This window comes from Thioalkalivibrio sp. AKL10, assembly GCF_000381845.1.
GTDB classification, from domain to species: Bacteria; Pseudomonadota; Gammaproteobacteria; order Ectothiorhodospirales; family Ectothiorhodospiraceae; genus Thioalkalivibrio; species Thioalkalivibrio versutus.
In genome coordinates, this window is sequence record NZ_KB907144.1 from 220087 (window position 1) to 233649 (window position 13563).

9 protein-coding genes are annotated in these 13563 nt (G+C 67.7%); 7 read left to right on the top strand and 2 right to left on the bottom strand.

The features are described from left to right. The first annotated feature begins 69 nt into the window (after nucleotides 1–69). The gene (locus G333_RS0109730) at nucleotides 70–888 is read left to right on the top strand and encodes an inositol monophosphatase family protein (protein ID WP_018650325.1); all 819 of its coding nucleotides are present in this window, start codon (nucleotides 70–72) and stop codon (nucleotides 886–888) included. Nucleotides 889–917: 29 nt separating this feature from the next. Here G333_RS0109730 and G333_RS0109735 read toward each other — a convergent pair whose 3' ends face one another. Both G333_RS0109735 and G333_RS0109740 read right to left on the bottom strand, forming a co-directional pair. Next, nucleotides 918–2243, bottom strand: a complete 1326-nt coding sequence (locus G333_RS0109735; RefSeq protein ID WP_019628370.1) for a DUF3422 family protein — start codon at nucleotides 2241–2243, stop codon at nucleotides 918–920. A 288-nt stretch (nucleotides 2244–2531) separates the two neighbouring features. Then, nucleotides 2532–4421, bottom strand: coding sequence for a thioredoxin domain-containing protein (locus tag G333_RS0109740; RefSeq protein ID WP_026340943.1), 1890 nt, complete (start codon nucleotides 4419–4421; stop codon nucleotides 2532–2534). Between the two features lie 131 nt (nucleotides 4422–4552). Here G333_RS0109740 and G333_RS0109745 point away from each other — a divergent pair, with 131 nt between their 5' ends. From G333_RS0109745 to G333_RS0109770, 6 genes are all read left to right on the top strand, one after another. Beyond that, nucleotides 4553–5560, top strand: a complete 1008-nt coding sequence (locus tag G333_RS0109745) for a MerR family transcriptional regulator (protein ID WP_019628372.1) — start codon at nucleotides 4553–4555, stop codon at nucleotides 5558–5560. Between the two features lie 45 nt (nucleotides 5561–5605). Continuing rightward, a complete protein-coding gene (locus G333_RS0109750) occupies nucleotides 5606–7153 on the top strand; it encodes a cryptochrome/photolyase family protein (protein ID WP_026340944.1) in 1548 nt (515 codons plus the stop codon). Next, nucleotides 7153–8559, top strand: coding sequence for a deoxyribodipyrimidine photo-lyase (locus G333_RS0109755; protein WP_019628374.1), 1407 nt, complete (start codon nucleotides 7153–7155; stop codon nucleotides 8557–8559). The genes G333_RS0109750 and G333_RS0109755 overlap by 1 nt, the downstream gene beginning before the upstream one ends. Before the next feature lie 17 nt (nucleotides 8560–8576). After that, nucleotides 8577–8840 (top strand): hypothetical protein, encoded by a 264-nt coding sequence (locus G333_RS0109760; protein WP_018938726.1) that lies wholly within the window; start codon nucleotides 8577–8579, stop codon nucleotides 8838–8840. Between the two features lie 173 nt (nucleotides 8841–9013). Continuing rightward, entirely contained in the window at nucleotides 9014–9505 is a 492-nt protein-coding gene (locus tag G333_RS0109765) for a hypothetical protein (protein WP_019628375.1), read from the top strand. Between the two features lie 153 nt (nucleotides 9506–9658). Continuing rightward, nucleotides 9659–13549, top strand: a complete 3891-nt coding sequence (locus tag G333_RS0109770; RefSeq protein WP_019628376.1) for an AAA family ATPase — start codon at nucleotides 9659–9661, stop codon at nucleotides 13547–13549. Nucleotides 13550–13563: the final 14 nt, after the last annotated feature.

The window sequence follows — 13563 nt, forward strand, 5'->3', positions numbered from 1 at the left end:
TGTTCGCGGCCTTCCCGCGGCGCGTGCGCGCGCCCGCCGGACACCCCGAAGAACACCAGGAGACACCCCATGCACCCCATGCTGAACACGGCGGTATCGGCGGCCCGCGAGGCCGGACGCATCACCACCCGCGCCTGGGGCCGGCCGGATCGCATGAACACCCGCGAAAAGGCCCGTAACGACTGGGTGTCGGATGTCGACCTGTCCGCCGAACAGGCCATCGTGCACACCCTGCGCCGCGCCTATCCCGACCACTCGATCATGGCCGAGGAAGGCGGTGAACAAAGCGGCAGCGGCAGCGATGCCGACTTCGTCTGGATCATCGATCCGCTGGACGGCACCACCAACTACCTGCGCGAGATCCCGCAGTACGGCATCTCCATCGCCCTGAAGCACAAGGGCCGACTGGAGCAGGCGGTGGTCTACGACCCGCTGAAGGAAGAGCTGTTTACCGCCACGCGCGGCGCCGGCGCCTTCCTCAACAGTCGCCGTATCCGCGTCTCCGAACGCAAGGACCTGAACGGCGCGCTGCTGGGCACCGGCATCCCGTTCCGCGAGGGCCAGGACCTGGAGCGCTACCTGAGCAGCCTGCGCCACCTGATCCCGGGCACCGCCGGCATCCGCCGGCCCGGGTCCGCCGCACTGGACCTGGCCTGGGTCGCCTGCGGGCGCTTTGACGGCTTCTGGGAAATGGGCCTGCAGCCCTGGGACATGGCCGCGGGCCTGCTCCTCGTGCAGGAAGCCGGCGGCGTGGTCAGCGACTGGCAGGGCAACCCGGACGTGATGCGCCGCGGCGACGTCGTCGCCGGCAACCCGAAGGTCCTCAAGGCCATGCTCCAGCGCCTGCACAAGGCCGAAAAGGACACCACCGCCCGCTCTGACGCCTGAAGGGCCCGCGCCCCACCGGGTGCCGGGGGTCAGGCCCCGCGCCCGGCCTTCCGCTCGATTCGCGCGCGCATCCGCCTCAGGGAAAACCACACCCCGGCGACCACCACCGGCACCGTCATCCCGATGGCAATGTTCACCGGCAGCGGCAACGCGACCGCCGCGTCCACCCCGCGTAACAGGTAGGCCACCAGGCTGGTCAGGTAGTAGCTGATCACCACCACCGAAAGCCCCTCCACTGTCCGCTGCAGGCGCAACTGCAGGTCGGCGCGCCGGTTCATCGAGCTCAGCAGGTCGCGGTTCTGCCGTTCCAGCGCCACGTCCACCCGGGTGCGCAACAGCGATCCGGTGCGGTGGATGCGCGTGGACAGTACCTCCAGCCGCTCCGCCTGCGACGCGCAGGTACCCATGGCCGGATCCATGCGCCAGCCCAGGTATTCGCACAGGGTCTGCAGCCCCGGCATGCGCTTGGTCCTCAGTTCCTCAGCGCCTCTGTCCACCAGCGAGGCATAGGCGCGGGATGCGTGGAAGCGGCTGCCGGCATAGCTGCTCAGGCGCTCGACGTCGGATGCAAGGTCGGAGAGCACCGCCAGCAACTGCTGCTCGCGATCCGATGCGGCGAACTGCTCGGTGATCCCCGCCATCTCGTCATTGATGTCGTTCAGCCGACCCTCGAGTTCGTCGAGTTCCGGCATCAGTTCGCGGACCAGCGGCAGCGCCAGCAGGGCCAGCAACCGGTAGGTCTCCAGTTCGAACAGGCGCTGGGCGATACGGCCGGCCTCACGCCGAGTGAGATCGACATCGCGGACCAGGAAGCGGGAGAAACCGTCCTCGTGGACCCGAAAATCGGTCCATACCAGGCCATCGCCGCCAGCCACGCCGTTGCCGACGATGGGGTGCGGAGCAAATACGGCTTCCAGCTGCTCGAAGGACCGCTCCGGCATGTCACGCGACTCCAGCGCCAGATGGATCGCGGCGATGGTGCTCCCTGGCAGCTCGCTCAGCCAGTCGGCCGGCACGCGGTTGATCGCCGGGTCGGCGAACGGGTCGCTGAAGGCTTCTCCGGTCACGAAGAATGACCAGGTGGAGAACTCGTTGTGGCGTTCCCAGCGCAAGCGAAACGGCCCCAGATCGCAGGCGACGAAGTTCTTCTGCGGGACCGGCTCGTTCACGCCGAAACGACGGCAGAGCTCCGCTACCAGTTCGCGTTCGCGCTCGGTGGAGTCGCGCGGCGACAAAAGCGCCAGCCACGAGGCAGTCGAAGGGGCGTCCAGCGGTTCGTAGAAACGCGCATGGACTTCATCGTGAATCGACTCCCGCAGGGGGTGACTCGGGGGCAGGGACGGACTCTCTTTCATCGCGGATTCAACCTGAAGACGGCTTCCAGAAGCCCGGGCAGGCCACGCTGACGGAAGTGGATATGGACGGCAAGGACAGCGTGCTGGCCCAGACGCCGCACCGATCAACTTCACTTTAGAGCGCCCGAACCTCGATTGCCGTCACCACGAAGGGCGGACCACTCCTCTCGCCGGGCGAGCTGCCCGCAGCCTGTCCGCCTGCACGACCAGCATGGCCCTGGGGAACCCAGCGTAGTTCGCGCACACCTGCGGCGGCAACGCGAACAACCCCGATTCAGACGGCACCCGTTAGTCGCGTTCCTGCAGCCAAAGGATCAGGCGGGCATGCTGCTCCGGGTCGGCATCGATGGCGCGGCCCGGGCGCAGGTCGTAGTCCGCGAAGGCGGCATCCACCGTCTCGCTGTCCTCGGCCCATTCCTCGCTGAGACGGAAGATCAGGGTCGTCGGGGACGGCCGGTGCACCGCCGGGTGGAAACGCTGGGAGATCATCCCCGGCAGCGGGGGCTCCGGCTCCGAACGGAAGCCGTCACCATCGCGGAAGCGCTCCCAGGCCGCCTCCAGCAGTGCCAGGGCCGGGCCATGTTCACCCTCGCCGGTTGCCGCTTCCCAGTCGCGCAGGCCGCGTGCGACGTAGGCGTAATCGTTGAGCGTAGCGGTGCCCGCCTGCTCGGCGGGCAGCCCCATCAGCGCCGGCAGCTCCGCCGGGTCGGCGGCGACCTCCAGCAGCCAGGCTTGAACCGCCGCGCCCGCGTCAAGGAAGCGCGCATCGTGCGCCGACGCCTCCGCCAGGGCGGACAGCAGCAGCCCGTGCGCCCCGGTCAGCACCTTCTCGTCACGCGGCAGGCCGCGCGCCTCGCGCGCCTGGATCAGGGCCTCGCGGCCGGACTCCACCTGCTCGCGAACCTCGTCCCCTGCCAGGTCGAAACGCTCCGCAAGCTGCTCGATCCCCGCGCCACTGCGCGGCAGGTAGCCAAGATCAAAGACCGAGCTGCCCTCCATGCCGAACCAGGCGCGCACCAACTCCGGATACTTGTGGTCCGCGAGTGCCGCTTCCAGATCTTCTTCCGGCCACAGGTAGGCCCCGCCCTCGCGGCCCTGATCGTCCACGGCCGACAGGCTGGAGGCGAACCCGCGGAAACCGCCCTCCGCAGCCTCCGCCTGGTCACCCGTCTCGTCCTCGCGCAGGGCCATGTCCCGCTTGACGAAATCGAGGTTCTCGAGCCCCAGATCCACCCAGTCCTCGCGGCCGAAATGCTCACCGGCACGCAGATAAACCAATGCGAGCTGTGCCTGATCCTCCAGCATTACCTCGAAGTGAGGCTCGTTCCAGTCCGGTGATTCGGAGTAGCGGAAGAAGCCGCCCCCCAGCACGTCACGCAGACCGGAGTGGGCCATCTCGTCCAGGGTGATCTCGAGAAACTCCGCAACCCAGCCTGGGGCCGTGCCGGCCTGCTCGGCCTCCAGCATCGCGTGCAGGTAGGGCGAATGGGGAAACTTGGTGGAACTACCGAAACCACCCTGAAGGTCGTCGGCCTCGCGCTCCAGGCGGCTCCACAGGACCTGCGGCAGCCGGCCCGCGCGGCCCTCGGAAAGCGGTTCCTCTCCCTTGCGCAGTTGCTGGGTGAGCTCCTCGCTCCCACGCCGGGCGAGATCCACCAGTCGGTCGTAATCCGACTCCAGGCGCTGGGTGATGCCATCGAGGAATTCGGCGAACTGGTCACGCGGGGCATACACCACGCCCGTCAGGGCATGACCGTCGGGGGTCACCACCACATTGAGTGGCCAACCTGCACTACCGGCCGTTGCACGCTGGAACTCCAGCAGATAGCTGTCCAGTGCCCCATTGACCTCGCGATCCACCTTCACCGGAATGAAGTTCGCGTTCATCCGTTCGGCAATACCGTCGTCCTTGAAGCTCTCCTCCTGCATCACGTGACAGTAGAAGCAGGAGTAGTAGCCACTGGAGATCAACAGCGGGCGTTGTTCTTCCCTGGCCTTTTCCAGCAACGCCGGATCCCAGGCGCGCCACTCAACCGGGTCGTCCACATGCAGACGCAGGTACGGTGACACACTGTCGGCCATCTCCGGGTTGGCTTGAGCCGCACCGGGTGCAGCCAGTGCCACAAGCAACAACGGGACATACATCCCGATCCAGCGGTTTCCGACGGTTGCATACATGCGGGTCTCCAGCAGCATCTAGAAAAGGTTGCTACCCTTTTGGGACGCGCAGACAGGGAAGGTTCATTCCCTTTCCCGGAATCACGCGGATCGCATCGTGCATCACCCCCCCTTGTACATGCGATGTACAAATGTCGTACAATTATTTCATGGCGAGCGCGACGCACATCGAACTTCAAGACGAAGAAGGGTTGTACCCGATCCGCCACGTGTGCGCGGAGACGGGGATCAACGACGTCACCCTGAGAGCCTGGGAGCGCCGCTACGGGCTGATCCGGCCGATGCGCACCCCCAAGGGTCACAGGCTCTACAGCCAGAGTGACATCGCCCGCATCAAACGGATCATGGAACTGCTCGAACAGGGCATCCCGGTCTCGCAGGTCCATCGCGTACTGAATGACGAGTCCGCACACGGCACCGCCAGGGCCGAATCACCTGAAGCCGATGGCACCCGGCCCCAGGCCGCCGGCGAACGCCGCGCCAGCCCCGGCCCCGGGATCGCCCCCCACACCATGGATCCGATCGCCGAGGCTCTGTATGCCTCGGTGGCCAACCTGGATGCCGACGAGCTGGATCGAATCTACACCCGGCTGGTCATGCGGCACGGCTGGGACGGCGTACATGAAAGCGCCTTTCTCGAGGTTTATCGCCGCCTGCGCGAGGAATCCCGCCACAGTGCCGAAGGCGAGGTTCGCCTGGCCATCTTCGCCGCCTGGGCCACCGCCGCCTTCGCCGATCAGTTGCGCTCGGCCACACGGGCCTGCGACGAGCCGTCCTACCCCTGCCTGGTGCTGGGCGGCGGCCACCAGCAGGTTGGCGGCATGCTGCTGCAGCTCGCCTGCGCACGCCGCGGCATGAAGACCCTGCCCCTGTTCGATGCCACCAGTCCCGAGGGCCTCGATACGCTGATCCGTCGCCTGCGCGCGCCGGCAATGATCATCCATGGCTCCTCGCAGCTGATGCGCAGCCCCGAGCTTCCGCGGGTGGAGGCGATCCTCAAGCAGGCCGGCCCGCCCTGCTATCTCGCCGGCTCGGCCGCCCTCGAGCTGTCGCAGATGGAACACGGTCGCGAGATCGAGGTCCTGCCCGGACCTCCGCTGGAGGCCGCCGCTCGCCTCTCGCGCCACCTGCCCGAATAACCCCGCTCCACCCGCGCCGGCCCCGTGCCCGATTCCGCCTCGCCCGTGGCCGTGCGCACCCTTCTGGTCGTGCTCGGCGACCAGCTGGCCCCGGACCACCCCGGTCTGCAGGGACTGGACCCGACGCAGGATCACCTCTGGATGGCCGAAGTGGCCGAAGAATCCCGACATGCCCCGTCGCATATCGCGCGGACCGCGCTGTTCCTGTCGGCGATGCGTCACTTCGCCAAGGGACGCCGGGATGACGGCTTTTCCGTCCATTATCGCCACCTCGGCGAACACCCCGAGCAGACCCTGAACGACGCCCTGCGCGCCGACCTCGAACAACTCCAACCGCAAAACGTGCGCGTATTGCAGCCGGGCGAACACCGCGTGCTGCGCCAGCTGCAGGCCGCCTGCGCCGACCAGGCGATCCCGTTCGAGGTCCTGGATGATCCGCACTTCCTGGTCCCGCTGGACGCTTTTCACCAATGGGCCAAGGGCCGCAAGCAATTGCGCATGGAGTACTTCTACCGCGAGCAGCGCACAGCCCTGGGCGTGCTGATGAACGGCGACGAGCCCGCCGGTGGACAGTGGAATTTCGACGCCGACAACCGCGGGCATTTCGGGCGTGACGGCCCCGGCCTGCTGCCACCACCCCTGTCCTTTTCGCCGGACGCGCTCACCCGCGAGTGCCTGGACGACATCGCCCGGCATCTCCCGGACCTGCCAGGACAGGCCGACGACTTCGACTGGCCTGTCACCGCGCAGCAGGCACAACAGGCGCTGGACGACTTCATCCAGCACCGCCTGCCCGCCTTCGGCACCTATCAGGACGCGATGTGGACTGACCAGCCCTGGCTCTACCACGCCCGCCTGTCCACTGCGCTCAACCTGCACCTGATCCATCCGCGCACGGTGATCGACGCCGCGGAACAGGCCTGGCGCGATGGCCATGCCCCGCTGGCCGCGGTCGAGGGCTTCATCCGCCAGATTCTCGGCTGGCGCGAGTACGTGCGCGGGCTGTACTTCCATTTTGGCGAGGCCTGGCACGAGTGGAACGCGCTGGAGGCCGACCAGCCGCTCCCCGCGCTCTACTGGAATGCCGACACCTCCATGCAGTGCCTGCACCAGGCCGTCGGCCAGACCCTGCAACTGGGCTACGCCCACCACATCCAGCGACTGATGGTCACCGGCTTGTTCGCACAGCTGCTTGGCGTGCGGCCTGCCGCGATCCATGCCTGGTACCTGGGCATCTACGTCGATGCCGTGGAATGGGTGGAGCTCCCCAACGTGGTCGGCATGTCGCAATACGCCGACGATGGCCGCATGGCCTCCAAGCCCTACGTGGCCACCGGGCGCTACATCCAGCGCATGAGCAACTACTGCGCGCACTGCCCGTTCGACCCGGCCGAGGCCCTGGGCGACAAGGCCTGTCCGTTCACCACCCTGTACTGGGACTTCCTCGACCGCCACCGCGACCGCTTCGCCCGCCACCCGCGCACCGCGCTGCAGTGGAAACACGTCGAAAAGATGGACCCCGACCGCCTGCAAGCCATCCGCGACCGGGCCGGAGAACTCCGCAAGACTCTCGCCCAGGGAGACCGCATCTGATGCAAAGCCCCGGCCCCACCCTCGTCTGGCTGCGCCGCGACCTGCGCCTGGCCGACCAGCCCGCGCTGCAGGCCGCCTGCGAACGCGGCGGCCCGGTGATCCCGGTGTTCATCCATGCCCCTGAGGAAGAGGCCCCATGGCAGCCAGGTGCCGCATCCAACTGGTGGCTGCACCACAGCATCAACGCGCTGGACCACGACCTGCGTGCGCAGGGCTCGCGCCTGATCCTGCGCGCCGGTGCCAGCCTCGACACCCTGCGGGCCCTGATCCGCGAGACCGGCGCCACCGCCGTCTACTGGAACCGGCTGTACGATCCCGCCATCGTCCTGCGCGATCCGGACATCAAGGCCGGGCTGCGCGCCGACGGCATCGAAGTACACAGCTTCAATGCCCACCTGCTGATCGAGCCCTGGGAGGTCGCGACCGGCCAGGGCCGCCCCTACAAGGTCTTCAGCCCGTTCTGGAAGGCCTGCCTGCAACGCGGCATCGACCGCGACCCGCTGCCCGCACCCTCCGAGCTCCCGCGACCCGAGGCCTGGCCCGACTCGCTCAATCCCGAACAGCTGGGGCTCCTGCCCGCGATCGACTGGGCCGGCGGCCTGCGCGCCACCTGGACCCCGGGCGAGGCCACGGCCCGGGAGCGCTTGGAAGCATTCCTCGACAACGCCGTGCGCGCCTACGCCGAGGGCCGCGACCGCCCGGATCAGGACGGCACCTCGCGCCTGTCGCCGCATCTGCACTTCGGCGAGATGTCGCCGCGCCAGATCCTGCGCGCCCTGCGCCAGGCCGGCCTGCACCCGGACAGCGGCGGCCCCGAGGCCTTCGTGCGCGAACTCGGCTGGCGCGACTTCGCCCATCACGTGCTCTACCACTTCCCGCACACCCCGGAGCAACCGCTCAACCCACGCTTCGAGACCTTCCCCTGGCGCCAAGCCGATCGCGACCTGCGGGCCTGGCAGCGCGGCGAGACCGGGATTCCGATCATCGACGCCGCGATGCAGCAGTTGTGGGAGACCGGCTGGATGCACAACCGCCTACGCATGGTGGTCGCATCCTTCCTGACCAAGAACCTGCGCCTGCACTGGCAGCACGGGGCCCACTGGTTCTGGGACACGCTGGTGGACGCCGATCTCGCCGCGAACACCCTGGGCTGGCAATGGGCCGGCGGCTGCGGTGCCGATGCCGCGCCCTACTTCCGCGTCTTCAACCCGCAAACCCAGGGCGAACGCCACGACCCCGACGGCACCTTCGTGCGCCGCTTCGTGCCCGTGCTCAAGGATGTCGAAACGCGGTATATTCACGCGCCAGGCGCCGGCGGTGCGCGCGGCTATCCGGCCCCGATCGTGGACCTGAAAGCCAGCCGCCAGGCCGCACTCGAGGCCTTCGAGGCCGTAAAAAACCACTGACCCAGACAGGCCCAACCATGACCTTTTCCGAACAGAATCTGTACTACCCGAAGAATGTCAGCTACAACTTCAGCCGCTACGACGAGACCAGTCCCGTGCGTGTAACCCACGACGGCAAGCGCTTTGTTGGCCAGTTGCTGAACTGCGTGGCCCCCTTCCGCATCCGTGTCACCGAGGAAATCACGGGCCCGGGCGCCTCGCGCTTTACCCCGGTCCGAGAAATCGAGATCCAGAGCCTCGACGGCGTGGAGTACCTGCACAAGGGCCACCACGGCCACTGAGCAGCACGCAAAGGCCGGACCGCTTTCCCGATCCGGCCTTTCATTACCCCCTGACGTTCGCACCCGGAACCCTGCATCGCAGAACCGGGGCAAACACCGGCGCGTGTCATTCATGCAGTGTTGCCCTGGCCTGCTACCCTTGAGACAGGACATCCGCAAAAGGGACGAACGCCATGCAACGCCTTCTCGCCTCCTTCCTGATGTGCACCCTGCTGATCCCCGGCCTGGCACTCGCCGACAAGCCCGGCGACCAGCGCGCCATCGCCGGCATGGACACGGGACGCATCCTCTGGGACATCACCATTGCCGACCCGGAACGCCTGATTGCCCGCCTCAGCGTGATCCGCGAGACCTATGACGACATGCAGCGCCAGGGCCTGGAGCCGGAAATGGTCTTCGCCTTCCGTGGCGGGGCGGCCGGCCTGATCGCCCGCTCCACCGATCACCTGGAGCTCGAGGACGTCTCTGCGGTGCGCCATATCCATGAGCGCCTGGAGGGCTTGCTGGAGCTGGATGGCATCCACATGGAGGCGTGCAACATCGCCACGCGGCGCTTCGAGCTCGAACAAGACGACCTATTACCCGGCATCCACATGGTCGGCAATACGTTCCTGTCGATCATGGGTTACGAGCAACAGGGCTACGCGACCATACGCATCGACTAACCCCAACCGAGGAATGCCGTTACAATCGAGTCGGGCGGACATTCGGTCGGCCCCGGGACCGCGCCGAAGGCACGGTCACCGGGTCATTTGACCGGGTCACAAATGGCAGCGAACGACTGCCGAGCAAGACAAGGGGAGGCCTCTTTGGCGCATATGGAAATCACGACCTTCGGCACCGTTGGTGTACGCGTGGAGGACCGTGACATACCCGCCCTGTCCGGGACGAAGCTCGGGCTGCTCCTCACCTATGTGGCCGCCGAGAGCCCTCGGCGCATCCCGCGCGAGGAACTGGCCCGCCTGTTCTGGCCGGATCTGGACGCCGACAGCGCCCGGGTCAACCTGCGTCAGGGGCTGTTTCAGCTACGGCGCCAACTCCCTGCCGGCGACCCACCCCTGCTCGACACTACACCCCGCTACGTGCGTTTCCAGCCCCAACCGGAATCGCGCATCGACTTCCTCACCCTGAATCGCGCGCGCGCCGAGCGACGCACTGCCGAGAGCCGCGAGACGACCGCCGCGTCTGCCGAGCGTGCCCGCGCCGAGCGACGCACCGCCGAGCGACGCACTGCCGAAAGCCGCGCAGCCACAGCCACACATCCGAACCTCGCAATCGTCTGCGACTACCGCGGGCACTTCCTCGAGGGACTGCGCGCCCTGCAGGATCTTCCGGAACTGTCCGCCTGGGCCCAGGCCCAGCGTGACCATCACTGGCAAAATCTGCTCGTCTTCATCACCCACAACCTCGTCGCACTGGCCAAGCCCAACGAAGGCGAACCCCTGCTCGCCGAGCTCCACCGCCTGCTGGCGATGGAGCCACACGACGAGACCCTGCACCACCTCCTGATGAAGGCCCTCGCAGCCAGCGGCCACCCGAAGCGCGCGCTCGATCACTATGCCCATCTCGAGGCCGAGGCCGGCAAGGCGCCCGGCGAACTGCTGGCACGCACGCGCGAGGAAATCCTCGGCGCCGAGCGGGCCGAAGCCACTAGCCAGCGCGTCAAGGCCGAGGAGGCCGAACCGGCCATCCTGCGCCCGGAACGTCGGCGGGTCACCGTCGTGGCCTGCCATGTCCAGCCCGACGCGGAAGCCGACATCGAGATCCAGCAGCAGCAGGTGAACCGCGCCCTGGAGCACGTCGACTTCGTCCTGCTGAGCCATCACGGCCATGTGGTGCCCTCCCCGGGGCACGGCCTGCTGGCTTATTTCGGCTACCCGGCCGGTCGCGAAGAGGCCACCGTCGACGCCGTACACGCCGCCTGGCAAGCGCTGGAGACCGCCCCCGCCGACTGCAAGCTGCGTCTGGCCGTGGATAGCGATCTGATCGTCACCGGTGCCGACCCCGACCTGCCCGATCCGACCGGGCAGCTCACCGCCCGTGTCCACGACTGCGCGCAGCAAGCCGATCCCGGGACCCTGCGCGTCAGCGCACCGACCTACGCCCGTGTCTCGGGGTACTTCAGCTTCCGCGCGACCGACGACGGTACCGGTGCCTACCGCGTCACCGGCGACCCCGGCCCGCTGGACCGGGTGGATGCACAGAGCCTGCGCGACCTCACGCCCCTCACCGGGCGCAGCCAGGAACTGCAACAGCTTCGGGGGCACTGGGACCAGGTCCTGGAAACTAGCGAGGTCCGCTTCGTGCTGGTCCAGGGTGAGGCCGGGCTGGGCAAGAGCCGGCTTGCCCGGGGGCTCGACCAGCAAGTCCGCGGGCAGGCTCGCTCACGCTACCTGCTCAAGTGCCGTGAGGATCGCACTCGGCAGCTCCTGGCGCCTGTACGTCAGGCCTTTGCCACCTGGATGGGTCAGGATAGCCTGCGCGAAGCCCGCCAGCGGCGCCTCGAAGGCGCCCTCAAGATCGCGGGCACACCCCCCAAACTCGCACCACGCCTCGCCCATTGGCTGACCCACCCGGAGGCCGACGGCCCCGAGAGCCTGGCTCACGAGGGGCTGGACCGCGACCGCATCATCGACACCCTGGTCGAACTGGTCCACCGACGGTCGGCCCATGGACCGACCCTGCTGATCTGCGACGACCTGCACTGGATGGACTCCGGTACCTCGGAGTTCCTGCGACGCCTGTACCAGCGTCTGCATCACCGGCCGATCATGGCCATCCTGACGGCCCGCATGAGCTTTCGCTCCTCCTGGCGCGACCTGTCGCTGGAGCACATCCGCCTCCACGGCCTGGACGATGCCGCCGCACACGGCCTGGTGGACCGTCTGGACCCGAATGGCCGCCTTTCCAGCGGCCTGCGCGACCAACTGGTCGAGCGTGGCGAGGGCGTCCCGCTCTTTCTCGAGGAGCTCACGCGCTATGCCCTCGAAGCCGCCCGCACCGGCCAGCTGCCCGAAACCCTGCCGCCAGGACTCTCCAATCTCCTGGTCGCGCGTCTGGAACAGCTCGGCAGTGCCCGCGAACTGGCGCATTCCGCCGCAGTCATCGGGCGCGACTTTGACACCCGAATCCTCAGCCGCCTGCGCGGCCAGCCCGCCGATACCATCCGCCGCCAGCTGACGCGCCTGACGGGGAAGGGCTTCATCGAACCCGCCGGCATGGTGGATGGTGTGCGCTATCGCTTCCGCCACGTCCTGTTCCGCCAGGCGGCCTACGAATCGATGCTGCTGAGCGACCGCACCCGTCTGCACGGCCAGCTGGCCGACTTGATGCAGGAAGACGGCGAGCATGGCATGCAGACCGCCGACTGGGGTCGCATCGCCAACCACCTTTACCACGCCGGTCGCTATCCGGAGGCCGTAAACGCCTGGCTGCAGGCCGGCGAAGCCGCCTTCGCCCGCGGCATCCTGCCCGAGGCCTCGCACTACTTCGAAGACGCGCTGGACTCCCTGGAGCGTCACCCAGAGGCCCACGCGAGCGGCGATCTGGCGACCCACGAACGTGACACCCTGCGCGCCCTGGGTGGCCTGGGGGCCTCCAACCTGGCCCTGCTGGGCTACGGTTCGCGCACGGTCAACGATATCTTCGAACGCGCCATGCGCCTCACCGCCCCGGAACAGGACCCGGTGCAATACTTCCGCGTCCTCTGGGGCCTGTGGCACGGCGCCGGCTCCTGGCATGGATTCCAGGAGGCTCATCGCCTCGCCGCGGAGATGGAGCAACTGGCCGAGCGCTCCGGCGACCGCCTGCTGCGCATCGCGGCCCATTATGTCCAGGGCAACACCCATTTCTGGACCGGCCGCTTCGCCGAGGCGCTGGAACACCAGACGCGGGCGGTCAAACTCTATCGCGACGCCGACCACGCAACCCTGGTGGCGCGCCATACCGAAAACCCGGCGATCAGCGCCCGGGGCTTCATGGCCTGGACGTTGCTCCATCTGGGAAATCACGCGCGCGCCTGGACCGAAATGGATGCCGCGTGCCAACAGGCAGACCAACTCGGCCATCGGCCTACCGAGGCCTTCGTATATGCCTTCCGCTCGGTACTCGGCTTCTACTCCAGCGACCCGGAATCCGCGCTGCCTGCAGCGCGCCACGCGCTATCCATCGCCCGCGAGTACGACTATCCGCTGTGGCGCGCCGCCGGCATCACCCTCGAGAGTTGGGCCCTGGCCCGGCAGGGCCAAGCCGATGCCTACCAGGCCATCGAACAGCAGGTCGAGGCGATGCGCCACATCATGGATGGCGTCAACACCATCTTCCAGCTCATCCTGCTGGACGCCCTGGAGACCAGTGACATCGCGGCCGAACAGCGTCTGGCAATAGCCGACGAGGCGCTGACAGGCTGCCGCAAGCGCGGCGATCTCGCCTTCGAACCGGCCATCCGCCGGTTGCGCGCCGTCGCCCTTCTCGCCAGCAGCAAAGGGAAAGCCGACGACGGCTGGCAGGACCTGGAAAGCGCGCGCAGCATCGCCCACGAACAGGGCAATCCCAACATCGAACGCCAGGCCCTGCTCGATTACGCCCGATTCGCCAGCGACCCCCAGGTGCAATCCTGGGCCGAACGCGAACTCTTGCGTATCAACCACTGCATCATCCCCCGCCCGCACCCCGACGAACCCCGCCAGCGCGATCCCCGCCTCGCCTGACATCGGCCGCCGGG